The following is a 26,695-nucleotide window of genomic DNA, read 5'->3' as shown; positions in this document are numbered from 1 at the left end:
ACCTTCCTACTTCATCCTCATTATTTCAGTTCCGGCCAGTATTCCTTGTTGGCTTCAATATAATCGTCCAGAAGCGCCTTGGCAACCGTGGCGCTGGGCACGCATCTGGACAGCGTGTATGCCTGCCACATCTTATGGTAAGAGCCTTCCTCCCATGCATCCACCACCAGCTTTTCCACTGCCACCTGCTGTTCCATCAATCCCTTTTGGAACGTGGGTATCCTTCCGATGGATAACGGCTCATAGCCATCCTTTCCCACCAGGCATGGTATCTCCACCATGGCATCATCATCAAAGTTAACAATAGCACCATTATTGGGAACAATCAACAGCATTCTTTCATGGGTGTTAAGGGCCAGGGCAATGCACAGGTCAACGATAAATGTCGCATGATTCGTCACCTCCAGATAGCTGCCCTTTGCAGTGCCCTTTTCGGCAATTTCCTTACAGGCCGTGAAAACCTCTGTCTCCCTTCCTTCCATGACCTCATTGGCCCGTGTATGGCCGGGGTCTGAGTGCGCAACCACGTAATCCGGGAAAAGGTAATACTTGAAATAACTGTTGGGAATCATGGTGGGGTCCAGGCTCAGGACATCCTTTGCCTTGTAATAGGTATCCTTCCAGCTGTATTCCTGCTGGTTGGATGTCATGGCCGGTGACACAAATCCCTTTTCCAGCATGTAATCCCTGACCTTTGGCAGCAAATCATTGCCGGCCTTGTCCCTGATATCACACCACCATCCAAAGTGGTTCAGCCCAAAATAGCGCACATCCATTTCCTTGCGGTCATTAAGCCCTGCAATGCTGGCTATGCTGTCCTCCAGGCCAATGGGCATGTCACAGATGTTGATGACCTTTGAATCAGGACGGAACCGCCTGGTGGCCTCTGCCACAATGGCCGCTGGATTGGAATAGTTGAGCATCCAGGCATCCGGGGAATATTTTTCCATATAATCAATGTTTTCCAGCACACCTGCAATGGATCGCATCCCATATGTAATCCCGCCAGGACCGCATGTCTCCTGTCCCACGCATCCATGCTTTAATGCAATCTTCTCATCTTTTTCACGCATGGGCAGTTTCCCTACCCGGATATGTGCCAGGCAGAAATCGATGTCCGTGTAAGCCTCTTCCGGGTCCACGGTTGCCAGGAACTCAATCTCAGGGTCCTTTTCCATGACCAGGATCCTGCATGCCTCTGCCAGCTGGCTCTGTCTTTCCTCATCATTATCATACAGTTTAATCTTCCTTAACGGGAACCTGTCAAGATGTGCAAGCAATGTGCATACAATCTCAGGTGTGTAAGTGCTTCCGCCGCCCGCAATCACTACTGAATACTTTTTCATTTTACATTCTCTCCTTAACTATTTTCCATTACCTTGTCAACCGTCTTCTTGATTAATGTCACGGTTGTCCCGTAAACAATCTGGATTTCATTGCCGCTTACTTTTACAATCCCGTTGCATCCCGTCTTCTTGAGGATTGCTTCATCAATCAGGGAATAGTCCTTCACAACCACGCGGAGCCGTGACATACATGCTTCCGTCTCCATGATATTATCTTTACCGCCAAGGCCCCTTACGATTAGCTGTGCCTTCAACATCTCGGGATTCCTGGTATCCAGTCCGGCCGGTTCCCCTGTTTTTGCTGCCGGCATTTCAATATTGGCAATCTCAGCTGCAAATGCCAGTGAATCGTCATAATCTCCCCCTCGCCCCGGTGTCTTTACATCAAAATGTATGATCCACCACCGGAAGGTGACATAGCAGAGTATGAATTCCAGAACGGTAACCACGCAGACCACCCAAACATTGGAGCCGGGCCGCAAGAATCCATTGGTAAACAACCCGATGATGCTGGAATTAGCGCCGCCCACACCGCTGCCCAGGATAAAGCACAGAAACCAGCTTAATCCGGTATAGAGGCTGTAAACCACATAGAGAAGCGGTGCCGCAAACAGGAAGATGAACTCAATCGGCTCTGAGATGGCTGCGAATATGGCTGTCAGCGCCCCGGCTACCACCAGAGGCTTGATGCTCTCCCTCTTATCCGCATCCGCACATTTGTAGATAGCCAGTGCGATTGCCGGAAGCCCGCCCAACATCATGGGAATCTGCGGCCCGAAATAATAGGAAACCAGCTGTGCCAGCGATGCGTTGGTGGGCACTCCTTCCACCAGATACTGTGCATATCCGGCAACCGTGCCTTCAGCCACTGCCCCGGAAGCAAAGGTATATACACCTGACACGGAGGTATTCCTTACAATCGTATTCCATATCTGATGCAGGCCCGTGGGAATCAGCGCCCTCTCCCCAAGCGCATAGACAAAGGGACCGAAGATGCCCAGACTGCCTAACACCTTTGCGAATGCATCAATCGCCCTCTGCACATATACCCAGAGGAACGGCAGCAGCTGTCCGACAAGACTGAGTACGATTAAAGATATGATTGGAACAAATCTTGTACCCTGATAAAAGGAAAATGCCATTGGCAGCTTGATATCCTTAAATTTGTTATGCAGGTTTGCAACGATAACACCTACCAGGATGCCTCCCATGATTCCTACATTGACGGTTTCCACCCCCAGAACCGTCGTGATGCCCGTCTCAGGGAACATGGCCCTTACGGTGGGGAAGGTCGTGATTAACAGGTTCATTGATTTAAGCAGGGCGAAATAACCGATAAACGCGCCCAGCGCCGCATACTCTTTCTTTTCCGCCGCCAGGCCGAAGGCCAGCGCCATGGCGTAAACCAATGCCAGGTTATGAAGGACCTGCACGCCTGTGGTTACCATCCAGTTCCCCAGATATTGAATGGGTGTACTGGCAAAAAACGGGACCATCTTAATAATCGCCGCATCGGTGAAAATACAGCCAATGGCCATGATAAGCGATGCTACACCTATCAGGGATACTGGAATTAAAAATGCTCTTGCTAGCTTTTGGAAAAAAGCTTTCATACCATTAGACATGAATGATACCCCTCCTTATACATTACAACGTGTAAATACCTTTACCTGCGCAGGCTGTATTTTTGTATTTTCAGTATAATGACCCGGACTTTTAAATGCAATACTTCCAGGGCATCCGTGAAACTCTTCATACTGAGTAAAATAGTTCACGGTTTCAGATAATTCACGGCAAAAAACCGTTTATCCATTCAATATCATGAATAAACGGTTTCCAACAGTCCATACAGCCACACCTGTATTATATTTCAAACCTTTATAATTTGGAAAACAATAATTGGAATGCAATGATGGTATTGGATACAAAGGTATTGATCTGCAGCTCATCCTCCCACTCCTCTTTGGGGATGATGACCGGAAGGTCCACCATCTTCCTCAGACGGCTGTTCCCGTTGCGCAGGAATGCAATGGTAAAATACCCGTGCTGCCTGCACTTTTCCGCTTCGTCTATCACCAGCTGGGTTTCCCCTGACTCTGACACCATAATGCCCACGTTATCCTTGAACTCAGACAATTCCCCCAGGCTTTCCGTATATATCAGCCGGTAGCCGTCCCTGACACACTTACGGCTGATATAATCAATGGCCACCATGGAGTATCCAACCCCCATGGCATATACGTATTTTTCCTTAGCCCCCTTCATGTGCCGGATAAAGGTATCCACCAGTTCTTCCGAATAGTTGCTGATGATGGTGTTCCTGATTCCGGCCAAATCGCGGTCCTGGGCAGCGGGCGGGGATTTGTGGTCGGATTTGATGGAGAATATCAATTCCCTGTAACCGGAATACCCGAGCTTTTTTGACAGGTTCACCAGGAATGCCGGGGATATATAGTGTCTCTTCGCAAAATCCTTAATGGACATATCGCTGTTTTTCTTGATGTCTTCTTTTATTTCGTCTAAAATCTGCCGCTGCAGACCATTCAGCTCATTCATCTGACCTACTCTCCCCTCAACACGGTTTGAGTCTATTATAGCATAAACTTTTAATTACAAAAGAAAAAAGTACGATTTCCCGGACAGGGGATGCCTATCCCCGGAAACCGTACTTCCCAAATGCCTGCAGGGCCTGTCTTAATGCTTCCGGGCGTTTATCGCCGGGCAGCCCTGAACACCCCCTAACCGTTCACCAGGCAGTCAAGCCTTTCCCCCGCCGTCACTTTCCCGTATTCCTTTAAAGCCACCGCTTCACCGGAAGTAAACAGCACGATGGTAGTCAGGTCCTTGCCTTTTCCCTTCACATAATCCATATCCACTTCCACCATCAGGTCCCCGCGTTTTACGTTCTGTCCCTGCTCCACACAGAGGCGGAACCCCTGGCCGCCCAGTTCAACGGTATCGATTCCGATATGGACCAGGATTTCCTGTCCTTCCTCTGTACGGATTCCCACTGCATGCCCCGTATCAAATGCCGCGGCAACGGTTCCGTCCACAGGGGCCAGGATCCTTCCATCCGTAATATCAACAGCAAAACCATCGCCCAGGACTTTATTGGCAAACACCTCGTCCCTGACCTCATTGAGGGGAACCAGGGTGCCTGTGGCCGGAGAGGTTATTTCAGGCATTTCCCTTTGCATTGACTTCTGCATTGTCTCCTGCATTGTCTCCTGTACTGGTTTTCCAGAATCCGATTCCACAGGAATGCCCCCCTTAACGTCCTCATCCTCCTGAAGCACTTCCTTCGGAATCCCAAAAAGGCAGGTCAGTACAAAACAGCACGCCACGGAGCACACGGAAATGACGAAATACCACAGCAGCTGGCTCCCTTTATAAATATACATGAGATAGGATGGCAGCACTGCCAGCCCATAGGAATTGGACTGGATTCCGAGCACGGACAGCAGCGCGGCCCCCATTCCTGAGGTGAACAGCATAATGAGCAGCGGCCTTAAATTATAACGCAGCTGGATACCGAACAGGACAGGTTCACTGATACCAAACAGCTGTGAAAGCATTGCGCCGATACTTGTTGACCGCACACTCTGCTTTTTGGACTTCACAAAAAATGCAAGACAGGTGCCCACATTGGCAAACCCGTACATGGCACAGAGGGTGATGACAGGATTAAACCCTGTATTAGCCAAAAGGGATGTTTCTATCATGGTGTACGTATGGTGAAGCCCTGTAATCACAAGCAGGGGATACGTGGCGCCAATGAGGAACCCGCCGATTCCAAAGGGCAGATGGACCAGGTGCTCCACCACGGTCACCAGATTCAGTTCCACCACATGCATGACAGGGCCGATTCCCAGCATGACCACCAGGAAGGTCCCCAGCATGACCAGGAATGGGGTCATGATTAAATCCAGGGCATTGGGCATTATCTTCCTCAGCTTCTTCTCCATGGAAGCGCCCACGAACGCTGCCAGGATTGCTGTCAGCACACTTCCCTGGCAGCCCACAATGGGAATGCGTGAAAATGCCATGACCGCGCTGACGCCGCTGCCAGGGTCAGCCACCGCGTAGGCATTGGGCAGGCTGGGTGATACCAACATCAGCCCGATGACCAGGCCGATGACCGGCATCCCTCCAAACACCTTGAACGCGGACCAGCAGATAAGTGCGGGCAGGAAGGCAAATGCTGTCTCCGTAAGGACATTTACCAGAATCACCACATAGTCCGGGATAATGGATGAGGACAGGCCAAAAAGCCCCAGCACATTGTCATTGAACACGCAGCCCTTTAATCCCAGGAACAGGCCGGTGGCCGCAATCACGGGAATGATAGGGATGAATATGTCCCCCAGCATACGCATCATGCGTTTTACGCCCTTTTGCTGGCTTTTGACAATTTCATCCTGTTCCTGTTTGGACAGTACGTTAAGCCCCATGTCCTGCATTTCCCCATAAACCTTATTGACAATGCCGGTACCCAGGATAATCTGATACTGTCCCGCGTTGAAAAACGTCCCTTTCACCAGCCCGATGGCTAAAAGGGCCTTTTCATCTATCCCATCCTTATCCTTCACAATCAGCCTGAGCCTGGTTGCACAGTGTGTTGCCGAAATAATGTTATCCTTCCCGACCGCATTTACGATTGCCCCGGCCGCCTGCCGGTACTGATTCCCTTCCATCCTGATTCCCTCCCGATTATATGAAAATGACTTCGCGTATATGTGAAAATGGTACTGGCCTGTTTGAAAACCGCTTTCCGTCAGCAGTGCATCCCATTTCTATCAGCTGTGCGTCCCGCTTTGTGGAACATCCTGCTTCAGCAATATGGCCTGGAACGGTTTCAGGCATAGCATGCCGTCCCTTATCTCAGCATCCGTATCATTTCCCCAGATGCCCACCGCCCCTGCCGCGTCATCCGGCAGCCTCTCCTGTGTCCCTGTATGACTGAAATTGTAATAACACCAGATGGTCACATCATCCATCTGCCTCTCATAGGCGATTACATTCCCGCTGCTTTCGATGGGCCGTATGCTGCCGTATATGAGGCAGTCCCTGTACGGACCGTGCTGGCGGAATTGTATCATGGACTTGTAAAATTCCAGCACACTGTCCTGTACGCCTGACTGTGCCTCAGCATGGATGACAGGATATTCCATGGTCATCGGCAGCCAGGGCTGGGACTGGGAAAAACCTCCGTACCGGCTTCCATCCCATGGAAAGGGCGTCCTTGCATTGTCCCGGCTTCTCAGGTTCACGATCCTCAGCGCCTCATCCGGGTCCAGCCCTTCCTCAAGCGAACGCTGGTACTGGTCAATACTGGAAATATCGTTAAACAGCTCCGGAGACTGCCGCTCAAAGTTCACCATCCCCAGTTCCTGGCCCTGATAGATAAAAGGTGTTCCCCTCAGGAAGAAATACATGGCGGCCAGCATCTTCACTGCCTGCGGATCATCCTGTGCCTCCTTAAGATACTTTGTGGCTGCACGGGGCTGGTCGTGATTTTCTATGAAATTGGCGCTCCAGCCGTATTTCTGCACCGCCATCTGGCTGTCCATGATCTTCCCGCCCAGTTCCCTTACGTTCCAGCTGCGCCGTTTAAACCACTCGCTGCCTGACGCGATATCCAGGTCCGCATACCGGAAATCAAATATCATGGAAAAATAGCCGTCCGGTCCAATGAACTCATCCAGATCCTCATAAGGCACCCCCGGCGCCTCAGCCACGGTCACACAGCCGTGTTTATCAAAGGTTTCCTGTTTCAGTTCCTTGAGGAATGCCCCAATCCCGGGCTGGTTCCTGGAACCCTTGGTACATTTAGCCAGTCCGTCCACCCCGTCCGGCTCCCGGTCTGCAAAGGACAGGTCTTTTTTTATGAACGTGATGGCGTCAATCCTGAATCCCGCAATTCCTTTTTCAAGCCACCCGTTGACCATATTGTAAAGCTGTCTGCGCAGTTTTTCATTTTCCCAGTTCAGGTCCGGCTGCTTTTTGCCAAAGGCGTGGAAATAGTACTCATCCCTTCCCTCCACCTTTTCCCAGACGCTTCCACCGAATATGGAGCGCCAGTTGCAGGGCGGTTTACTGCCTTCCCTGAAAATATAGTAATCATGGAACCCGCTGTCCGGGTGTTCGAGGGCTTCCCTGAACCACTGGTGTTCGTCAGACGTATGGTTGATGACCAGGTCCAGGATGATTTTAATCCCTTTCCTTCCTGCTTCTGCAATCAGTTCATCCAAATCCTCCATGGTTCCGAATTCCGGCGCCAGCGCACAGTAATCGGATATGTCGTAACCATTGTCATCCATGGGCGACTGATAGATGGGACAGATCCAGAGCATGGTTATCCCCAGTTCCTTCAGATAATCCAGCTTTTCCGTGATACCCCGTATGTCGCCGATCCCGTCATTGTTGCTGTCCTTGAAGCTTCTGGGATAAATCTGGTATACTACTTCTTCCTTCCACCAAGTTCCTGAACCTGCCATTATTTTTCCCTCCTAAAATTTTCCTGATACTGCGTCCTACGCTGGTATTGTTTTTCCATATCTGCCCTGCGTTCCATACTGGCTCCACGCCTCATGCCGGCCCTGTTTTCCACACCGTACGGTTCCATGGAAATGACGCCTCTCCTCACCAGCTCCCGGCATATCCCATCCTCCATGGCCGTCCCGCACACAGCGTCTGCACGCTTCCTCAGTTCGGGATCCCCATCTGCCATTGCCACGCCGATGCCCGTGGACAGGATCATTTCGATATCATTCCTGCCATCCCCAAAGCTGATGGTGTCAGACGGGCTGACCGCCTTCATCCTGCACCATTCACGGATGGCCTCCCCCTTTGTGCATCCTGGGGGAAGGACCTCCAGATACCACCGCCCGTCCAGTCCTCCCTGCTGGACAATGGTTCCTGCCCGGGACGCCATACCCTCCATTTCCTCACGCTCATCCATGGGACTCCAGATACAGACCTTGTGGATGGCATCATGCCCTGGCCGGTACCATGCCATGTTGTCCTCATAGCGGATTCCATTTTCCTCCCTTCGTCTCTGCCTTTCCCATGGCTCCAGCCCTTCCAGCTTCCTCTCAAAATCCTTCCTGAACCACAGGCTGGCGGCTTTATTCATGAATATCCCCTGCTGGCTTTCCAGTGCAAAGGGTACTTCTTTCCGGACCAGGACGTGAATCATTTCCTTTATTTCCTCATATTGAAAAAACAGATTCTTCCGCACCCGGCCTTCCTCCAGTATAAGGCATCCGCCGCCTGCAATGATTCCGTCCACGGTCAGGGCCTTTACATCGGGCTGGATGGAAGCCAGGTTCCGTCCGGTGCAGATGACAACCTGGATTCCCGACTCTCTGCACATCCCAATGGCCTGTACCGCACTTGCCGGAATCCCATGCCGTTCATCCCGCAGCGTCCCGTCTATGTCTAAAAAGACTGCCTTTATCATCCTTCCCTCCAATCAGTCCTGACTCCTTCCTTTGTTCTGAACCCATTCTATCACACAAAAAAAGCCCCATCAATAGGATGGGACCTCTTAAAACTTTTGTACACTTATAGTACATATTTTCTATAAATGAATATTTGTACACATCAATATGGCTGTTATGGCAGTTTCATGCAGAGGTAATCCTGATAGGCCAGGTACAGATACTCAATCAGGATGAAGTATGGGGTGGATATCTCATACTCAATGCCGTAACTGGCCGGGAGGGTAATGGAGTGGATATACAGGTTCTCATCACAGACAGATGCCAGCGTATTGTTCCCCATCCTTGTGATGGACAGCATGGGAACCTGTCTGAGCCTCAGTTCCTCTGCCAGGCCCACCGTTGCCCCGGATTCCCCGGACAGGGAGATGATTACCGCCATGTCCCTTGCCGTCACCACCCTGGAAAGGGCGCCCCGCATGTCATGTCCGTTAATATGGAACATCTCCTTCACCGGAAGGAAGATGCGTTTCATTTCACTGGCAGCCCTGGTCTGCGCGGAACCGCTGCCATACAGGAATACACGTCTGGCCCTGTGCAGCTTTTCAAACAGGGAGGTCATATCCCTGCGCATCAGTTCATCCATCATCTTGTGATAACTGTCCGTCACAAGATCAAGCAGTTCCCCTTCCCGCCTGTCCCCGGTATCCTGCTCAAGCCTGAACCTGGCCTTTAATTCCCCGTATCCGGAGAGCCCGTTCTTCTTGGCAAAACGGACCAGCATGGACTCCGACACATGGCACATTCCCGCAAACTCCGTTATGCTGAGCCTGATGCAGCTGTCCTTATGCTCCAGCAGATACCTGCATATATATTGTTCATTTTCCGTAAACCTGTGATAATTCTCATTAAACCGTTCTTCCAGTCCCATGGCTTTCCCTCATATATTCCAGATAATTAACAGACAGGATGTCCAAGAGGATGTAAAATGCCGCCACCATCTCATATCCGGCGCCTTGCTTAACGCCCTCTCCCCCGCCTATCATCTTTGTCCCTGCATACAGGTTATACCGGCACATCCTGGCCATGGTGTTATTGGTCCAGCGGGTGATGGACAGGGTGCGTATATCCCTGCACTGGACAAACCGCAGCACATCAATGCCATTTTGTGATTCCCCTGACAGTGAAACCGCTATGAACAGGTCCTTCGCCTTAAAATTCCTGGAGGCATACTCCACCTCGCCGTAATCAAACAGGTCAATGCAGCATTTCCCAAACATCAGGAATATCCGCTTAAATTCCTCTCCAATCGCCTTCTGCTCATTGCCCGTGCCAAAGAGGTATATGGTGTCCGCCTCGTGGATTACCTGACACACCGCATCATAATCATATGCCTTCAGGTCATCCACCATCCTGTGATAGCCGGATAGGATTTCCTGCATATCCAGCCGGGATGCCGGGCCGCCGCCGGACTTCTCCTGTAAAAGCAGCCTGAACTCCGCAAACGTGGCAATTCCCAGCTTCTTAAACAGCCTTACCAGGGTGGTCCTGGATACATGGCAGTGGGCGGCCAGTTCCGGGCTGTTCATCTGTGTGGTCCTGTCCTTATCCCTCAGGATCAGGTTCAGCACTTCACGGTCATTGGCCGTCAGACGGTCATAATTCTCATTTATCCTTTTCTCCAGATCCATATCCGAGGGTTCCTCCTACATGGCCTTCTGAAGCAGCCGCCTGAACACAAACAGCACAACCGCGTAAAAGGCCGTCACTATCATAAGTGTCTTGGATACGGTCAGGCTGATGAACCCGCTGACCAGGATACCGATATAAAGGGTAAGCATCATGGTATATCCCGTATATGCCCAGCATCGCAGCCCCAGCATCCGGTTCCTCTCATCCGTCTCATAAATCTTCTGCTTCTTCCCCAGTTCCGGATCCTTCAGGTACTTCACATTCCTGATGATGGAAATGACGCCCGCCGCCACAAGCCCGGCCCCTGTCCCTCCGTAAAACCCCGGGATATAATCCGTATATCCCGGTTCCAGGTACATTACCATCACCCGGTCCCTGGCCACAAAGGACAGCACCAGGGCCACCGCCCCCAATACCAGGAACATGACACCAATCCACACCCGGTTCCTGCATCTCTTCTCAAAATCAATAGGACTCTCAATAAATAACCGGTTCAGCCACATAATCATTCCTCCTCATATAAAAATATTTCCTCTATGCTTCGTTCAAAAAACCTGGCAATCTTAAACGCCAGCTGCAGTGATGCATTATACTTGCCGTTCTCCAGGGAAATGATGGTCTGCCGGGTCACTCCCAGCGCGGCCGCCAGCTCCTCCTGGGTTACCTTGTTCTGTTTGCGCAGTTCCTGTATTTTAGTCTTCAATCCCACCACCCTTTCATCCCTAAAACCTGGATACAAAAAATGTAAAGTAACTTTTACTTTTTAAGTATAGTTTACTTTACATCAAATGTCAAGCTTATTTTACATCCTTGTTTAAAAAAGGAACTGCCGCTGCTTTCAATATATTAAACAAACCCGATTCATTTTCCTGTTCCCGAATATATCCGATTTTATTTATGAGCCATTCCATATCTTATGAGCTAATAATTTTCTCCTTGAATTAAAATATCATTTAAAGTAATGATTTTACTGCCCTTACTTTCATAATAGCGCAGCATTTCGTCAATTTTTCTTTTGTCATAACTGGTAATGCAATCTGATAAGACATTAACCTTATAATTGGCTTTACATAAGTTATAACAGGTTGATTTTACACATGCGGCAGCGTCTGCTCCCGCTATATAAAAATCACATATATCATTTTTACTAATAAAGGCTGCAAATCCTTCACTGGTTAATGCATTCCCTTTGCATTTCGTAAAAACATTTTTTGACACTATTTTCAGGTCTGAAACCAATTCAGTTCCCGGTGTGCCGGGCTTAAAAGTCCTTGTTCCGGCTGATAAGTTTTCATGCCTTATATAAATAACATGAATCTTATTATCGACCGCCCAATCAACCGCCTGATTGATATTGCCAATCACATCTTTGTAATTCTTTGTTATGTCGTTTTGAATATCTATTATTACTAAAGCTTTTTTCTGCATACTGTTTCCTCCTAATGGCAGATTGATTTGTTTTCTTTTTTATTATACAATGTAATCGTTGACAACAGTATGGCAACAATTAAAAAATCAAACGGCGGTGGGTAGATGAAAATAGACAGACTTGTCAGCATTATCATGATACTCCTTGATAAAAGGCGTATCGGCGCACAGGAGTTAGCAGATATGTTTGAAGTTTCACCCCGCACGATTTACCGCGATATAGACGCCATCAACATGGCGGGTATTCCTGTCCGCGGGGCATCAGGAGCAGGCGGCGGCTTTGAAATCATGCCGGAATACAAGATTGATAAAAAGGTATTTTCGGCTGCCGACCTTTCCGTTCTCTTGATGGGTCTTTCCAGTCTTTCTAACATGATACGGGGCGATGAACTGGTATGCGCTCTTGCCAAAGTTAAAAGTTTCATCCCCGCCGACAGGGCAAAAGACATTGAACTAAAGGTAAATCAGATATGCATAGATTTAAGTCCGTGGACAGGCAACAGAAACATACAACCATATTTGGAAATCATCAAAGCAGCTTTGCAGGAAAGCCGGCTGCTAGCCTTTGAATATATAGCCCACCATGGGAATAAAACCGAGCGGACAGCCGAGCCATATCAGCTTGTATTGAAAAGCAGTCATTGGTATTTGCAAGGATATTGCCATAAAAGGAATGCTTTCCGCTTATTCAGACTATCCCGTATGTCAAACCTGCAAATACAGGAGGAAACTTTTACACCCCGGGATTATCAAAAACCAACTTTAAACTTTGCGGAAATGTGGGAAACAATGCAGACAAAAATCAAAATCCGTATCCATAAATCTGTCATGGACAGGGTGCTCGACTACTGTACTTATGATGATTTTTCACCAGATGGGAATGAGCATTATATTGTCAGCTTTCCTTTCATTGAAAACGGATACCACTATGATATCCTTTTAAGTTTTGGAAATAAATGTGAATGTTTGGAACCGTTACATATCCGTACGGAAATGAAGCGCAGAATCCATGATATAGCTGCCATGTATGAAAGTTGATACACGGAGAAACGGCATAGCCGAAGCTACGCCGTTTCCCGAACATATTCCAATGCTGTTTTATCAGTGCCGCCTTTGTGACGGCGCCTTTTTACACATACTAGCCCATAAATTTGGAAGCATATCCCTGGATGAAGATACCCAGTACAATCAGAGGCAGGATATAACTCACATAAATCCTTGCCCAGGCAGGGAAATGGATTCCTTCCCCTTCATTGGCCTCCGCCATGAACTTCTTAAATCCCCAACCATACCGGCTGGTGCAGAATAAAAGATACAGCATGCTTCCGATGGGAAGCAGGTTATTGCTGAGGATGAAATCCTCCAGGTCCAGGACCGTGCTTCCTTCGCCCAGCGGAGTAAAACCGCTCCACAGGTTGAATCCCAGCACACACGGGATGGACAGGATGATGATTACCACGATGTTCCATACAACCGCCTTTTTGATGGAACAGCCGGTCAGGTCCGTTGCAAAGGATATGATATTCTGGAACACCGCGATGATGGTTGAAAATGCCGCAAAGGACATGAACAGGAAAAACATGGTCCCCCATATCCTCCCGCCTGCCATATGGTTGAATACATTGGGCAGGGTGATGAAAATCAAGGCAGGCCCTGATTTGGACTCAATGTTATAGGCAAAGCAGGCAGGGAAGATAATGAGTCCCGCCATAAATGCAACCATGGTGTCTAAAAGCGCAACACTGACCGCCTCCCCTGTCAGGGACCGTTCCTTGCCGATATAGCTTCCAAAGATAGCCAGGGCGCCGATTCCAATACTCAGCGTAAAAAAGGATTGTCCCAGGGCAGCGAACACGGCTTCCCCCACTCCGGCTTCCTTCATCTTGCCGAAATCAGGCTTTAGGTAAAACTCCAGCCCCGGACCTCCGCCCGGGAGAATCATGGAATGGACAGCCAGCACGATCATCAGCCCCAAAAGGCACACCATCATGACCTTGGTAATGCGCTCCACCCCCTGCTGAAGGCCCATGGCACACACGCCGAAACACAGCAATACCACGACCACCATAAAGCTTCCCATCAATGCGGGGTTTCCCAGCATGGTGTTAAATTCCCCTGCCACGGCCTCTGCCTCAAGGCCGGCAAAGTCACCCATGAGCATTTTGAAAAAATAAAGGACCATCCAACCGCCAACCGTGGTGTAAAACATCATCAGGATATAGTTGCCTGCCATGGCAGGATACTTTGTCAGATGCCATTTACTCCCTTTTGGTTCCAGCACATCAAAGGACAGGGCCGCGCTTTTCCTGCTGGCCCGTCCAACCGCAAACTCCATTACTACAATCGGCAGTCCCAATATCAGAAGGAATGCAAGGTAGACCAGCACGAATGCCGCGCCTCCGTATTCACCTACGATATATGGGAAACGCCATACATTGCCAAGGCCAATGGCACATCCTGCGGATATAAGGATGAAGCCAAGCCTGGACGAAAATTTTTCACGTTCCATGATTATATATCCCCCATCTCGTAATAAAAGCGCCTTCTACCAGAGCAGCTTCTAAACATGCTCTCAGGGCGCTTTCATATATTACCATATTATCACATAAATAGCAATACCAACGGTTTACACCAATAAAGTGCCGGTATACCCCTGCAAAGGAATATACCGGCACTATAAACCGCTTCGGCTATCTCTGTCCCTTATCATACGGCACGCCGGATGCCCGCGGCGCCTGGGAATTCCTGGAGGTGAATACAAGTACGATCAGGGTAGCCAGATAGGGAATCATCTTATACACATAACTCGGTATCCCTGTGGCTGCAAGGAAGGGGATACCGGAATAAGCCGCCGCCACCGCCTTCATAAGGCCGAAGAACAGGGATGCCCACATGATCCTCACCGGCTTCCATTGCCCGAATATAAGCACGGCCAATGCCAGGAAACCATATCCGGCCACGTCCGCATTAAAGTTGGTGGAGGTCGGAACCACGAACACCAGGCCGCCCAGGCCGCCCAGCACACCGGATATCAGGACTCCCGCATACTGCATCCTGTACACATTGATTCCCGCCGCGTCCGCTGCCTGGGGGTGTTCACCGCAGGAACGCAGGCGCAGGCCGAACCTGGTGCGGTACAGCACAAGGGTCGAAACAATCAGAATCAGGATGCCCAGATAGGTAGTGATATACGTATTCTGGAACAGCAGCGGTCCTAAGAATGGAATCCTTCCAAGCACCGGAACCGACTCAATACGGAATGTATTACTGAACTGTATCTGCTGGACTCCCTGGATGACCCTTGCCACAAAGATGGCGAATGCAGGCGCGAACATGTTAAGCGCCGTTCCGCTGATGGTCTGGTTGGCCTTCATATTGATGGAGGCATATGCGTGGAAAAACGCAAAAGCCGCGCCTGTGGCCGTTGAAATCAGGATGGCCAGGAACAGCTGGAGCTGCCCGCCCATCTTTCCTCCGGTCATGTTCAGGAACAGGATTCCCGTAAATGCCCCCATGGTCATGATACCTTCCAGGGCAATGTTCACAACGCCGCTGCGCTCGGAAAACATGCCGCCCAGCGCCACAATCATCAGGGGAATCGTAAACAGCATGGTCTGCTGGAAAATAAAGTATACAACACTCATGACTGCCCGCCTCCTTTCTCCCTGTTCTTGTTGACACGGGTCAGGATGGTCTTCACAATCAGTGCAAATGCGCTGAAATAAATGATGACTGCAACGATGATATCAATGATTTCCGTGGAAAATTCAAAAAGCTGCAGATAGAACCCGCCCGCCGTCAGGTAGGCGATAAAAATACCCGAGAACAGTACGCCGATGGGATGGCTCAGTCCCAGAAGGGCCACGGAGATTCCCGTAAAGCCTTCGGACGCCAGCACATCCTTTATCTCAATGTGCTTCCCTGTCCCGGCCAGGTACAAAAGCCCGCCCGCCATACCGGCTATGGCGCCTGCAATCACCATGCTCATGATGATGCTTTTCTTCTCATTAATGCCCGCATACTTACTGGCATCCCGGTTAAAACCAACCGCCTTCAGTTCATATCCGAAGGTGGTCCTGTTCAGGATGACCCAGATAAGGATCACGGTTGCAATGGCAATCAGGATTCCCCCGTTCACACTGGATTCCGGGAACAGGCGGTCCATGCCCATCTTGGGAATCTGGGCCGTGGAAGCCACGTTCCTGGATTCATTCCTCAAGTTATTAAACAGGGGTTTATAGCTCTTCACAATCCAGTTAACCATATACATGCCGATGTAATTCATCATGATGGAGGCAATTACCTCATTTACATTAAAGTATGCCTTCAAAAGCCCCGGAACCATGCCCCACAGCGCGCCGCCAAGGACCGCCGCCAGAAGGGCCGCTGCCCAGTGGACAGGTCCCAGCCCTTTCCACATGATGCCCACATAGACCGCCGCAAATGCGCCCACAATGAACTGCCCCGGCGTACCGATATTGAACAGCCCTGTCTTAAACGCAAATCCCACGGAAAGACCGGTAAGGATAATGGGCGTTGCATAATAGAACACCTGCCCCACGCCCTTTAAGCCGTGGGTCAATGCGCCTGTAAGTATGGTAATGAATCCCGGCACTGCCTGGGAAGGATTACTGAAAAGCAGTATGGCAAATCCCACCAGCAGTCCGATGATGATTGCAAATACGGAGGATAATACCCCAACATAATCGCGCTTTTTCCGTGTCTTAGGCCTGCTCATCATGCATCACCTGCCTTTCCTGGAGTATCGCTGCCTTCTGCATCTTCTCCCTGTACATCCTGGCTCTCCGCGCCATTTCCCTGTACATCCCGGCCTTCCGCGCCATTTCCCTGTATATCCCGGCCTTCTGCGCCATTTCCCTGTATATCCCGGCCTTCTGCGCCATTTCCCTGTACATCCTGGCCTTCTTCATCCCGCCCGGCCGTCATATCCTGCCGCTTGGAACCAGCCATGTAAAGCCCCAGTTCCTGGACCGTGACCTCGCCCGGGTCAAGGTCCGCCACAATCCCGCCTTCAAACATCACAAGGATACGGTCGCTTAAGTTCATGACCTCATCCAGTTCCAGGGATATGAGAAGGATGGCAGCGCCCTCATCCCGCTGCTTCACAAGCATCTGGTGGATATATTCGATGGCGCCCACATCCAGGCCCCTGGTCGGCTGCACTGCCAGAAGGATATCGTGGTCCCTGGAAATCTCCCTTGCCACGATTGCCTTCTGCTGGTTGCCGCCGGACATGCTCCGCGTGACCGTTTCCGCGCCTTCACCGCTCCGGATATCAAAGTCGGCAATCAGCCGGTCCGCATATCTGTATATCTCATCATCCTGCAGGAAACCGGCCTTCTGGAATCCCGGTTCAAAATACTGCTGCAGGACCAGGTTATATGCCAGATTATAATCCAGCACCAGGCCGTGTTTGTGCCTGTCCTCAGGGATATGGCTCAGGCCGGACGTGTTCCTGTGCCGTATGCTCTTCTTCGTCACATCCTCGCCGTTTAACAGGATCCGGCCCCGGGCAGCTTCCCCAAGCCCGGTGATGGCATGGACCAGCTCGGTCTGCCCATTGCCGTCGATTCCCGCAATACAGACAATCTCACCGCTGCGCACCTCAAAGCTTACATCGTTGACCAGGAGCTTGGTATGTCCCTCTATGTGGGACTGCACCGATACATGCTCCACTTCCAGTATGGTCCTGCCGGGGGACGCCGGGGTCTTCTCAACCGTAAGGCTTACCTTGCGGCCCACCATCATCTCCGACATTTCCTCCTTGGAAATGGAGGCCACATCAACGGTACCTATGTATTTACCGCGGCGCAGCACGGAACACCGGTCCGCCACCGCCTTGATTTCATCCAGCTTATGGGTGATGAACAGGATGGACTTGCCTTCGGCCACTAAGCTTTGCATAATCTCCATGAGCTCGTCAATCTCCTGTGGCGTAAGAACGGCAGTGGGTTCGTCAAAAATCATGATTTCATTGTCCCGGTAAAGCATTTTCAGGATTTCCACCCTCTGCTGCATCCCCACCGTGATATCCTGGATCAGGGCGTCCGGGTCAATGTACAGGCCGTACCGCTCACTGAGTCCCACTACCTTTTTCCTTGCATCATCCATTTTCAAAAATCCATGCCTGACCGTCTCCATGCCCAGGACGATATTCTGCAGGACCGTAAAATTATGCACCAGCTTAAAATGCTGGTGTACCATGCCGATGCCCAGGGCATTGGCATCCAGGGGGCCTTTGATTTTCACTTCCTGTCCCCTGACCTTAATCACACCCTTTTCTGGCTGGTAAAGCCCGAACAGCACGCTCATCAGCGTGGACTTACCCGCTCCGTTCTCACCCAGCAGGGCGTGGATTTCCCCCTTCTTAAGCTGAAGGGTGATATTGTCATTCGCTATAATACCGGGAAATTCCTTTGTGATGCCCAGCATCTCAATAATATAATCGTCCATGCGGTTCCCCCTCGCAACAAACCAGCCTGTGCGGCCTTGCCTTCACCGCCCGGCGGGATGAAGGCCTGAAAATACCACAGGGCGCCGTTGTTATCCGGCACCCTGTGTGTCAATGAAGCTTCAGCCGCCTCTCCTACTCTACATATGTGACTTTGGTGTTGGTCAATCCCGTCAGATCCTTTGTCGGGTCATTGTTGTCCTCTGAGAACTGTACCAGCGTTATATCGCCGTCAGCCAGCTTCTTATATATGGCATCATACTGCTCCTGTGAGAACTTCTCAAACTTGGAGGTTTCCATGGGAAGTCCGACGCCGTTATTCCCAACCGTGAACACGGAGGTCTTGCCGCCCGGGAACCTGCCATCGTAGAAATCCTTTACCCCGTCATATACGGAGTTGGAAAGCAGCTTCATGGCAGAGGTGATGACCGTGTCGGATTCACTGCTCTGGTCAACGTCCACGCCAATGGTTTTGGCATTCTTCTCCTGGGCCGCCGCCATCACGGAATTACCCACGGCGCCTCCGCAGCCGAATATGACCTCGGTGCCGTTCTGATACCAGGAAGCAGCCATGGACTGAGCCTCCGGGGTAGCTGCAAATCCGCCGGTATAATTGTACATGACCTCAACGCCTGTGATGCCGTCTTCCTCGGCAGCAAACTCAGCGCCCTGGACAAATCCGTAGCCGAAACGGATGACGGCCGGAACCGCCATGCCGCCCATGAAGCCCAGCTTTGTATAGCCGTCCTTCACAGCTGCATAACCGGCCAGGAAGCCTGCCTGGTCCTCCTGGAACAGGATGGGCATGACATTATCGCCTGTCTTGTAATTATATTCCGCATCATGAGGCTCCCCGTCCAGCAGGATGAAGTGGACGTCCGGATACTTATCCTGGGCAATGTAAATCGGCTCCTCAAACAGGAAACCAGGGCATACCACCAGCTTCGCGCCGCCCTCTATGGCCAGTCCGATGGTTTCCAGGTAGGCGTCCGTGGTGCCTTCCTGGGGCTGGTAATACTTATATGTGATACTGTTCTCTTCCGCATACTTCTTAAGGCCTTCCCAGGCACCCTGGTTAAAGGACTTATCGTCAATGGTGCCAAGGTCGGTGACCAGGGCCAGCTCATAGCCGCCTGACTGGGATGCAGCTGCCTCCGTGGCCGCCTCACCCTCCGTCTTGCCCTCGTCCTTGCTCTCAGCAGCCGGTGCTTCTGTCCCGGCAGGCGCCTGTGTCGGCTCTGTCTTCGGTGAACCGCCGCATGCTGCCAGGGAACCGGCCATCACTGCCGCCAGCGCCATTGCCAATATTCTTTTTTTCATAAGCTTGATTCCTCCTCTTCGATTCCAGATGAATAGTGTCCAAGTACATTTCTAATTTACCATAAATTACAAATTATTGCAATATTTTAAGGAATTATTTGTAAATTATGCCGAACATGTTGAAAAATGCACATACACATCCCAATGTCCATTACAAATCAAACAGGGACAGCTGGTTGGAACGGGGCAGGTCCTTCAGCAGCCCCATATCCGCCATCAGGGTGCACAGGGTGCCATTTACCTTGGCCCTGCTGCTGAAATCCTCAATGGACAGGAAGATGCCGTCCTTTACCGCATCCACCACTGCGTCCGCAGCTTTCTCGCCCAGTCCGTCAATACTGCTGAGGGAAGGCATCAGCTTGCCGTCTATGATCTGGAAATGCCTTGCCTTGGCCCTGTAGATATCCAGGGGCATGAAGTCATACCCCCTTGCATACATTTCCTGGACAATACGCATGTCCCTGAGGGTGTCCTGCTCCTTTTTAGAAAGGGTATCCGCCCGCTTCTTATAGTCAGCCAGATAATATTCCAGCTTATCCCTGCCCTGGCACATGATTTCATAGGAAAATGCGCTGGCGCGGATACTGAAGAACGCGGCATAATAGGCCAATGGATAAAATATCTTACAGTACGCAATACGCCACGCCATCATTACGTAGGCAGCCGCATGGGCCTTGGGGAACATATATTTGATTTTCTTACAGGACCAGATATACCAGTCCGGCACACCGTGGGCCGTCATCTCCTCCTCCCACTCAGGCTTCAGCCCCTTGCCCTTACGCACGCTCTCCATGATGGTGAAGGACAGGCCCTCCTCCAGGCCCTGGGCAATCAGGTAAACCATGATGTCATCACGCGTACAGATGGCTGTCTGGATGGTGGCCTTTCCTTCCTGGATCAGGGTCTGGGCATTGCCCAGCCATACGTCCGTACCATGGGCAAGCCCGGCAATACGCACCAGGTCCGAAAAGTACTTGGGCTTGGTGTCCAGAAGCATCTGCATGGCAAAATCCGTGCCGAACTCAGGCACCCCAAGGGCGCCCAGGGGACACCCGCCGATGTCATCGGGCAGTATCCCAAGGGCCGAGGTGTCCTGGAACAGGCTCATGACCTCCCGGCTGTCCAAAGGAATATCCTTAACCGGGTCAATGCCGATCAGGTCCTGAAGCATACGTATCATGGTAGGATCATCGTGTCCCAGGATATCCAGCTTCAGCAGGTTATGGTCAATGGAGTGATAGTCAAAGTGTGTGGTCACCGTGGAGGTGGTCATATCATTGGCCGGGTGCTGGACCGGGGTAAAGGAATAAATCTCCTCCCCCAGGGGAAGCACGATAATGCCCCCGGGGTGCTGTCCCGTGGTACGGCGCACGCCCACGCAGCCCTGCACGATCCGGTTAATCTCACAGTTGCGCTTGCGTGTGCCCCGCTCCTCGTAGTACTTCTTCACGTAACCGAAGGCCGTCTTATCCGCCAGGGTGCCAATGGTGCCAGCGCGGAAGGTCTGCCCTTTTCCAAAGATGACCTCGGTGTAATCATGGGCCTTACTCTGGTACTCACCGGAGAAGTTAAGGTCGATATCCGGCTCCTTATCCCCCTTAAACCCAAGGAATGTCTCAAAGGGGATGTCAAATCCGTCCTTCTCAAGAGGGGTCCCGCACACGGGACAGGACTTATCCGGCATATCGCAGCCCGCCATACCGGAGAACTTCCTTACCTCCTCGGAATCAAAATCATAATAACGGCAGTTGGGACAGTGGTAATGGGGGCTTAAGGGATTCACCTCCGTGATACCGGACATGGTCGCCACGAAGGAGGAACCGACCGAACCTCGTGAACCGACCAGGTAACCGTCCTCATTGGACTTCCACACCAGCTTCTGGGCAATGATGTACATAACCGCGAACCCGTTGGTGATGATGGAGTGAAGCTCCCGTTCCAGACGGTCCACAACAATCTTTGGCAGGTTCTCGCCGTACATCTCATGGGCCCTGTCATAGCAGATCTTGGTCAGGGTCTTATCTGAATCCTCAATCACGGGCGGGCACTTGTCCGGGCGCACAGGCGCGATTTTCTCACACATGTCCGCAACCTTCCTGGTATTGGTCACAACCACCTCATGTGCCTTATCCGGTCCCAGATAGGAAAATTCCTTTATCATCTCCTCTGTGGTCCGCAGATACAGGGGCGCCTGGTCATCGGAATCCTTAAAGCCCTGTCCCGCCATGATGATCCTGCGGTACACCTCGTCCTGGGGATCCAGGAAATGCACGTCGCAGGTAGCGCATACCAGCTTATTGAACTGCATGCCAAGTTCCACGATTTTCTTATTGATTTCAATCAGGTCGGCTTCCGATTTCACCGTGCTCTTCTCATCCCGGAGCATGAAGGAGTTGTTGCCAAGAGGCTGTATCTCCAGATAATCGTAGAAATTCACAAGCCTTGCAATCTCCGCGTCCGGCGCGCCGCGCAGCAGCGCCTGGTACAGTTCCCCGGCCTCGCAGGCAGAACCGATGATCAGGCCTTCCCGGTACTTATCCAGGATACTCTTTGGTATCCTGGGCCTTCTGGCATAATACTCCAGGTGGGACCAGCTCACCAGACGGTACAGGTTGACACGGCCGATATCATTCTTGGCAAGGATGATTACGTGGTATGTAGGCAGCTTGCGGATGGTATTCGTATCCATGGTGCTCATTCCGTTGAGGGCTTCCAAATCAGTCACCCCCCGGTCCCTGAGCATCCTGACAAACGCTGCAAATATCTCAGCCGTTGCCCCTGCATCGTCCACCGCCCGGTGATGGTTGGCCAGGGAGATATTCAGCGCCTTTGCCACCGTATCCAGCTTAAAGCGGTTCAGGTTGGGAAGGAGCAGCCTTGCAATGGTCACGGTATCCAATACCGTAGGATTAAAATGCAGACCCTGTTCCTCCGCAAAATGGCTGATGAACCCTACGTCAAAGCTGGCGTTATGGGCCACCAGGACGGCATCCCCCACAAAGTCCAGGAACTGCGGCAGGATCACATCGATTTTGGGGTACGGAAGCACCATGGAATCGTTGATGCCCGTCAGCTTCTCTATGTCAAAGGGGATGGGCACATCCGGATTGACGAAGGAGGAAAAACGGTCTGTTATCTTTCCGTCCACCACCTTCACGGCGCCTATCTCGATAATCCTGTTCTTCTTGGGGCTGAAACCCGTGGTTTCTATATCAAACACCACAAAGGTATCCTCAAAGCCCTGTCCCCCCGGATTCTCCACCAGCTGTTTCGTATCATCCACCAGGTAGCCTTCCACCCCGTATATGATTTTAAACGTGTCCCCCTTATCCAGGGCATGGTTGGCATCCGGGAAGGCCTGGACACATCCGTGGTCCGTCACCGCAATGGCCGGCATGCCCCACTGTTTGGCCCTCTTGATGATGCTCTTGACCTCGGACACGCCATCCATATCGCTCATCTTGGTATGGCAGTGAAGCTCAATCCTCTTATCCAGGCTGTTGTCCATGCGCTTGCTGGTAAAATCATCTGTTTTCTTGATTCCCACAATGGATCCCAGGGTCAGTTCGCCGTCAAACTTGTCAATGGTGGTCACCCCCTTGACCTTGATGAAGATGCCGGGACTGATAACCGCCTTGACCTCGTCAAAAAGCTCGGGACGGATGAACATCTTCACGGTTATGGTATCCGTAAAGTCGCTGACATCAAAGGTCAGGATGAACTTGCCGCTGCGCAGCTCCCTGTTCTCACAGGTAAGCACCTTGCCCCTTAAGGTAACCTCCCCAATCTCCCCGTCAATCTTCTCAATCTCCATGGGTTCGTCCTCAAAGTCACGGCCATAGAGCACATCCGGGTTATTGGAACGTTTGACCGAATACTTCTTATCCTCGCCAAACCCATTATCCCTGTCCTTGCCCCAGCCCTTCCGGCCCTTGTTAAGCTGCGGCTTGTCCTTTTGCCCGCCTGCCTGTTTCAGGCCGGACGCCTGGGCAGCGCCCTTTGATGAGGTCCCGTCAAAGCCTGCTGCATTTCCCTGTCCTGTATCTCCATCGCTTCCCACGTCGCCTGCCGAGGCCTGGGCCATGAGCATGTCCCAGGGCGCGCTTTCAGGCACACCTGCGCCTGGATTCATGAAGCCATTGCCTGCATTTCCCTGTCCTCCGGTTCCCTGGACCAGCTCCTGCCCCTCCAGGCCTTCCGTTGAAAAGGAACCGCCCATGGCAGCCAGTTCCTCCTTGTGGTTCTGCCAGTAGATGGCCTGGGCTTCCCGCTCCATCTTCAGTTCAATCTGCCTTCTGCGGTCATTGCCCTGGGGCGGCACAAAGGTAAATCCCACCTCAACTGGAAGGCCGCAGCGCTCCGTAAACACCTTCTCGATGACGCGCTTTAGCTCCCCTGTCCTGTCCCGGTTCACCATGGTGTCCTCCACGGACAGGACCATCAGGTCTTCCTTGTCAAAGTTAATCTGTGCCTTCCGGAACATGGTGTACTCAATGATGCTGTAGTTCTTAAGTTCCAGCAGCAGGCTCTCCTTATACATGTCCAGCAGCTTTTTAGGGGTATACTGGTCGGACAGCCTGTATTTTTCCTGAATCTTGATGGCCACCTGTTTGTCCGGGAACAGCTGGTCCTTAATCCCCTTTTCCAAATCATATATATTCTGTTTATGTATGAGCCTGGGGCTTTTCAGATAAATGCGGATAGAGCTTCTATCCCTGGTGGTGGTCACCTTTTCCACCTGCACCAGACCTAAAAGCTCTTTTAAGGGTTCCGCAATCTTTAAAGTTGGAAATACTTCCAGAAAACATTTTGCCATATATCCCTGCTTCTTTCTATAACTTAAACCTGTTTTTGCATAGCTTCCAGTTCCGCGCGCAGCACGGCCAGCAGATGTTCCTCCGGCACCTTGCGTATGATTTCGCCTTTTTTTATCAGAAGGCCCTCTCCCACGCCGCCTGCAATCCCGATATCCGCTTCCTTTGCCTCACCCGGGCCATTGACCACACAGCCCATGACAGCCACCTTCACATCCAGGTCATCAAACTCCGATACCATGGTTTCCACCTGGTTTGCAAGCCCAATCAAATCAATGCGGGTCCTTCCGCAGGTCGGACAGGATACCACCTCAATACCGCCTTTCCTCAGACCCAGCGTACGCAGAATCAGCTTTACCGTCTTAACCTCCTCCACCGGGTCGCCGGTCAGGGATACCCTGATGGTGTCCCCAATGCCCTGGTGCAGGATGATTCCCAGTCCCACCGAGGACTTGATATTGCCCGAATAAAGGGTTCCGGCCTCCGTGATACCCACGTGAAGGGGATATCCGGTCCTGGCTGCAATCAGTTCATGGGCTTTGACACACATCATCACATCCGAGGACTTGATGCTGATGACCAGGTTGTCATACCCCATGTCCTCTATTAATTTCACCTTGTCAAGGGCGCTTTCCACAATACCATCCGCTGTCACGCCTCCGTACTTTTCCAGCAGCGGTTTCTCCAGTGAACCGCTGTTCACCCCCACGCGGATGGGGATATCCCGCGCCTTAGCCGCATCCACCACTGCCTTCACCTTATGATGGTCACCGATATTGCCCGGGTTGATGCGGATCTTGTCAGCCCCATGCTCCATGGCCCCGATGGCCAGGCGGTAATCAAAATGGATATCCGCCACCAGCGGTATGTGTATCTCCTTTTTTATGCCGGAAAGGGCAATGGCGGCTTCCATGGTGGGCACCGCCACCCGGATGATGTCGCAGCCCGCCTGTTCCAGACGGTGGATCTGCTCCACCGTCGCCCTTACATCTTCTGTTTTTGTATTGCACATGGACTGGATCAGGATGGGATTCCCGCCGCCAATGACACGGCTTCCAATCCGTATTGTCTTTGTATGGTTCCTGTACATGTTTCTCCCTCCCTTTTGCATCTTGCTGCCGGTCAGAACAGCTTCCTCACATCGTTAAACAGGATAAGCACCATAAGGGCCAGCAACAGCATCATTCCGGCCATATGGACCATGCCTTCCTTTTCCTTGTCAATGGGTTTACCTCTCAGGGCTTCTATGATAAGGAACACAAGGCGCCCGCCATCCAGCGCAGGTATGGGTAGAAGGTTCATCACCCCCAGGTTGGCGCTGAGCAGTACGGTCAGCTGCACCACCATGAGGATAATGGCCATGGCACCTGCAGGCGCCACCGCATCCACCGTCTTGTCAATCTCCACCACGATTCCCACAGGACCGCTGATATCATTGAGGCTTACCATGCCCCGGACCATCATGGACAGGGTGTCAAATACATATTGTATCTGGAACCGCACCTGATACAGTCCCTGTACCAGCAGTTCGCCCGGATTCTGCACAGCCCTCGGCATTGCATCAAATCCCACGCCTATGACGTAGCTGCCGCTGTCCTTAACGTAGATTGGCGTAACCCTGGCGCTGTGGGATTCCTCCTTGCCTGACGGGTCCGTCCTGTGCCAGGTCAGGTCAAGGTCCTTCTGAGGATGGGTAAACAGATACGCCTTGAACTCATCAAAGGAATGGACCTTCCTGCCATTGACGGATGTTATCACATCCCCTGCCTGGAGTCCCGCCAGCTGGGCCGGATACCCCTCGGTCACGCTGAGGAGCTTCGTGGTATTGTAACCCAGCGCGCCTACCAGGACCAGGGACAGGAGAAATGCGAGAATGAAATTAAAAACAGGCCCTGCTGCCACCACGGATATCCTGGCCCACACGGACTTGTTGTTAAATGCATGTTCATCCGAATCATTTTCATCCTCTCCCAGCATCATACAGGAGCCGCCGAAGGGCAGCGCCTTAAACGAATACCTGGTGCCGCCTTTTTCACAGCTCCATATCCTGGGGCCCATCCCCAGTGAAAATTCAATCACACCAATTCCGTTCAGCTTTGCAAATAAAAAATGGCCAAATTCGTGAATCATTATAATGATTCCCAGCATCAGCACCGCTATAATCAGACTCATCCGGCAATA

General features: G+C 51.5%; 20 protein-coding genes. 1 reads left to right on the top strand and 19 read right to left on the bottom strand.

Annotation, left to right across the window (positions count from 1 at the left end; translation table 11 throughout):
* Positions 1–20 precede the first annotated feature (20 nt).
* From LK536_RS56290 to LK536_RS56240, 11 genes are all read right to left on the bottom strand, one after another.
* Entirely contained in the window at positions 21–1,346 is a 1,326-nt protein-coding gene (locus LK536_RS56290; RefSeq protein WP_025487210.1) for a 6-phospho-alpha-glucosidase, read from the bottom strand.
* 14 nt (positions 1,347–1,360) lie between these two features.
* Complete coding sequence (locus LK536_RS56285) at positions 1,361–2,959, bottom strand: PTS transporter subunit EIIC (protein ID WP_227797172.1); 1,599 nt, start codon at positions 2,957–2,959, stop codon at positions 1,361–1,363.
* Between the two features lie 265 nt (positions 2,960–3,224).
* Positions 3,225–3,902, bottom strand: coding sequence for a MurR/RpiR family transcriptional regulator (locus tag LK536_RS56280; protein WP_227797148.1), 678 nt, complete (start codon positions 3,900–3,902; stop codon positions 3,225–3,227).
* A 182-nt stretch (positions 3,903–4,084) separates the two neighbouring features.
* Positions 4,085–6,040 (bottom strand): PTS sucrose transporter subunit IIABC, encoded by a 1,956-nt coding sequence (locus LK536_RS56275; RefSeq protein WP_227797149.1) that lies wholly within the window; start codon positions 6,038–6,040, stop codon positions 4,085–4,087.
* Between the two features lie 102 nt (positions 6,041–6,142).
* On the bottom strand, positions 6,143–7,843 hold the full coding sequence (locus LK536_RS56270) for an alpha-glucosidase (protein ID WP_025487207.1): 1,701 nt from the start codon (positions 7,841–7,843) through the stop codon (positions 6,143–6,145).
* Positions 7,843–8,808, bottom strand: coding sequence for an HAD-IIB family hydrolase (locus tag LK536_RS56265; protein ID WP_227797150.1), 966 nt, complete (start codon positions 8,806–8,808; stop codon positions 7,843–7,845). Before LK536_RS56265 ends, LK536_RS56270 begins: the two co-directional genes overlap by 1 nt.
* Before the next feature lie 155 nt (positions 8,809–8,963).
* Positions 8,964–9,719: a MurR/RpiR family transcriptional regulator gene (locus tag LK536_RS56260; RefSeq protein WP_025487205.1), complete on the bottom strand. Its 756-nt coding sequence runs from the start codon at positions 9,717–9,719 to the stop codon at positions 8,964–8,966.
* Positions 9,697–10,479, bottom strand: a complete 783-nt coding sequence (locus LK536_RS56255; RefSeq protein WP_227797151.1) for a MurR/RpiR family transcriptional regulator — start codon at positions 10,477–10,479, stop codon at positions 9,697–9,699. The genes LK536_RS56260 and LK536_RS56255 overlap by 23 nt, the downstream gene beginning before the upstream one ends.
* Positions 10,480–10,494: 15 nt before the next feature.
* Positions 10,495–10,983: a hypothetical protein gene (locus LK536_RS56250; protein ID WP_227797152.1), complete on the bottom strand. Its 489-nt coding sequence runs from the start codon at positions 10,981–10,983 to the stop codon at positions 10,495–10,497.
* A gap of 2 nt (positions 10,984–10,985) precedes the next feature.
* A complete protein-coding gene (locus tag LK536_RS56245; protein WP_008716207.1) occupies positions 10,986–11,183 on the bottom strand; it encodes a helix-turn-helix transcriptional regulator in 198 nt (65 codons plus the stop codon).
* A gap of 218 nt (positions 11,184–11,401) precedes the next feature.
* Positions 11,402–11,908 carry a cysteine hydrolase family protein gene (locus LK536_RS56240; RefSeq protein ID WP_227797153.1) on the bottom strand — a complete coding sequence of 169 codons (507 nt, stop codon included), beginning with the start codon at positions 11,906–11,908 and terminating at the stop codon, positions 11,402–11,404.
* A 105-nt stretch (positions 11,909–12,013) separates the two neighbouring features.
* On the opposite strand from LK536_RS56240, the gene LK536_RS56235 reads away from it, so the two are divergent.
* On the top strand, positions 12,014–12,946 hold the full coding sequence (locus LK536_RS56235) for a helix-turn-helix transcriptional regulator (RefSeq protein ID WP_227797154.1): 933 nt from the start codon (positions 12,014–12,016) through the stop codon (positions 12,944–12,946).
* A 100-nt stretch (positions 12,947–13,046) separates the two neighbouring features.
* Here LK536_RS56235 and LK536_RS56230 read toward each other — a convergent pair whose 3' ends face one another.
* The 8 genes from LK536_RS56230 to rseP all read right to left on the bottom strand — a co-directional run bounded on the left by LK536_RS56230 (position 13,047) and on the right by rseP (position 26,686).
* Positions 13,047–14,417, bottom strand: coding sequence for a sodium-dependent transporter (locus tag LK536_RS56230; RefSeq protein ID WP_227797155.1), 1,371 nt, complete (start codon positions 14,415–14,417; stop codon positions 13,047–13,049).
* A 181-nt stretch (positions 14,418–14,598) separates the two neighbouring features.
* A complete protein-coding gene (locus LK536_RS56225; RefSeq protein WP_008716215.1) occupies positions 14,599–15,552 on the bottom strand; it encodes an ABC transporter permease in 954 nt (317 codons plus the stop codon).
* Entirely contained in the window at positions 15,549–16,646 is a 1,098-nt protein-coding gene (locus LK536_RS56220; protein WP_488473318.1) for an ABC transporter permease, read from the bottom strand. Before LK536_RS56220 ends, LK536_RS56225 begins: the two co-directional genes overlap by 4 nt.
* Positions 16,646–18,382: an ABC transporter ATP-binding protein gene (locus LK536_RS56215; RefSeq protein WP_227797156.1), complete on the bottom strand. Its 1,737-nt coding sequence runs from the start codon at positions 18,380–18,382 to the stop codon at positions 16,646–16,648. Before LK536_RS56215 ends, LK536_RS56220 begins: the two co-directional genes overlap by 1 nt.
* A 133-nt stretch (positions 18,383–18,515) precedes the next feature.
* A complete protein-coding gene (locus LK536_RS56210) occupies positions 18,516–19,700 on the bottom strand; it encodes a BMP family lipoprotein (protein ID WP_025487194.1) in 1,185 nt (394 codons plus the stop codon).
* A gap of 151 nt (positions 19,701–19,851) precedes the next feature.
* Positions 19,852–24,516 carry a PolC-type DNA polymerase III gene (locus LK536_RS56205; RefSeq protein ID WP_227797157.1) on the bottom strand — a complete coding sequence of 1,555 codons (4,665 nt, stop codon included), beginning with the start codon at positions 24,514–24,516 and terminating at the stop codon, positions 19,852–19,854.
* A gap of 23 nt (positions 24,517–24,539) precedes the next feature.
* The gene (gene ispG, locus LK536_RS56200) at positions 24,540–25,604 is read right to left on the bottom strand and encodes a flavodoxin-dependent (E)-4-hydroxy-3-methylbut-2-enyl-diphosphate synthase (protein WP_227797158.1); all 1,065 of its coding nucleotides are present in this window, start codon (positions 25,602–25,604) and stop codon (positions 24,540–24,542) included.
* A gap of 32 nt (positions 25,605–25,636) precedes the next feature.
* Entirely contained in the window at positions 25,637–26,686 is a 1,050-nt protein-coding gene (gene rseP, locus LK536_RS56195; protein WP_227797159.1) for an RIP metalloprotease RseP, read from the bottom strand.
* Positions 26,687–26,695: the final 9 nt, after the last annotated feature.

It is taken from the genome of Clostridium pacaense (genome assembly GCF_020709765.2).
GTDB lineage: Bacteria > Bacillota > Clostridia > Lachnospirales > Lachnospiraceae > Enterocloster > Enterocloster hominis.
Note: the sequence above shows the minus strand (reverse complement) of the source record. Positions and strands in the feature narration are given on the sequence as shown.

Bases quoted from the DNA above. Each gene is read 5' to 3' on its own strand.
- LK536_RS56290 (WP_025487210.1), bottom strand. From the start codon at position 1,346: ATGAAAAAGTATTCAGTAGTGATTGCGGGCGGCGGAAGCACTTACACA.
- LK536_RS56285 (WP_227797172.1), bottom strand. From the start codon at position 2,959: ATGAAAGCTTTTTTCCAAAAGCTAGCAAGAGCATTTTTAATTCCAGTA.
- LK536_RS56280 (WP_227797148.1), bottom strand. From the start codon at position 3,902: ATGAATGAGCTGAATGGTCTGCAGCGGCAGATTTTAGACGAAATAAAA.
- LK536_RS56275 (WP_227797149.1), bottom strand. From the start codon at position 6,040: ATGGAAGGGAATCAGTACCGGCAGGCGGCCGGGGCAATCGTAAATGCG.
- LK536_RS56270 (WP_025487207.1), bottom strand. From the start codon at position 7,843: ATGGCAGGTTCAGGAACTTGGTGGAAGGAAGAAGTAGTATACCAGATT.
- LK536_RS56265 (WP_227797150.1), bottom strand. From the start codon at position 8,808: ATGATAAAGGCAGTCTTTTTAGACATAGACGGGACGCTGCGGGATGAA.
- LK536_RS56260 (WP_025487205.1), bottom strand. From the start codon at position 9,719: ATGGGACTGGAAGAACGGTTTAATGAGAATTATCACAGGTTTACGGAA.
- LK536_RS56255 (WP_227797151.1), bottom strand. From the start codon at position 10,479: ATGGATCTGGAGAAAAGGATAAATGAGAATTATGACCGTCTGACGGCC.
- LK536_RS56250 (WP_227797152.1), bottom strand. From the start codon at position 10,983: ATGTGGCTGAACCGGTTATTTATTGAGAGTCCTATTGATTTTGAGAAG.
- LK536_RS56240 (WP_227797153.1), bottom strand. From the start codon at position 11,908: ATGCAGAAAAAAGCTTTAGTAATAATAGATATTCAAAACGACATAACA.
- LK536_RS56235 (WP_227797154.1), top strand. From the start codon at position 12,014: ATGAAAATAGACAGACTTGTCAGCATTATCATGATACTCCTTGATAAA.
- LK536_RS56230 (WP_227797155.1), bottom strand. From the start codon at position 14,417: ATGGAACGTGAAAAATTTTCGTCCAGGCTTGGCTTCATCCTTATATCC.
- LK536_RS56225 (WP_008716215.1), bottom strand. From the start codon at position 15,552: ATGAGTGTTGTATACTTTATTTTCCAGCAGACCATGCTGTTTACGATT.
- LK536_RS56220 (WP_488473318.1), bottom strand. From the start codon at position 16,646: ATGAGCAGGCCTAAGACACGGAAAAAGCGCGATTATGTTGGGGTATTA.
- LK536_RS56215 (WP_227797156.1), bottom strand. From the start codon at position 18,382: ATGGACGATTATATTATTGAGATGCTGGGCATCACAAAGGAATTTCCC.
- LK536_RS56210 (WP_025487194.1), bottom strand. From the start codon at position 19,700: ATGAAAAAAAGAATATTGGCAATGGCGCTGGCGGCAGTGATGGCCGGT.
- LK536_RS56205 (WP_227797157.1), bottom strand. From the start codon at position 24,516: ATGGCAAAATGTTTTCTGGAAGTATTTCCAACTTTAAAGATTGCGGAA.
- ispG (WP_227797158.1), bottom strand. From the start codon at position 25,604: ATGTACAGGAACCATACAAAGACAATACGGATTGGAAGCCGTGTCATT.
- rseP (WP_227797159.1), bottom strand. From the start codon at position 26,686: ATGAGTCTGATTATAGCGGTGCTGATGCTGGGAATCATTATAATGATT.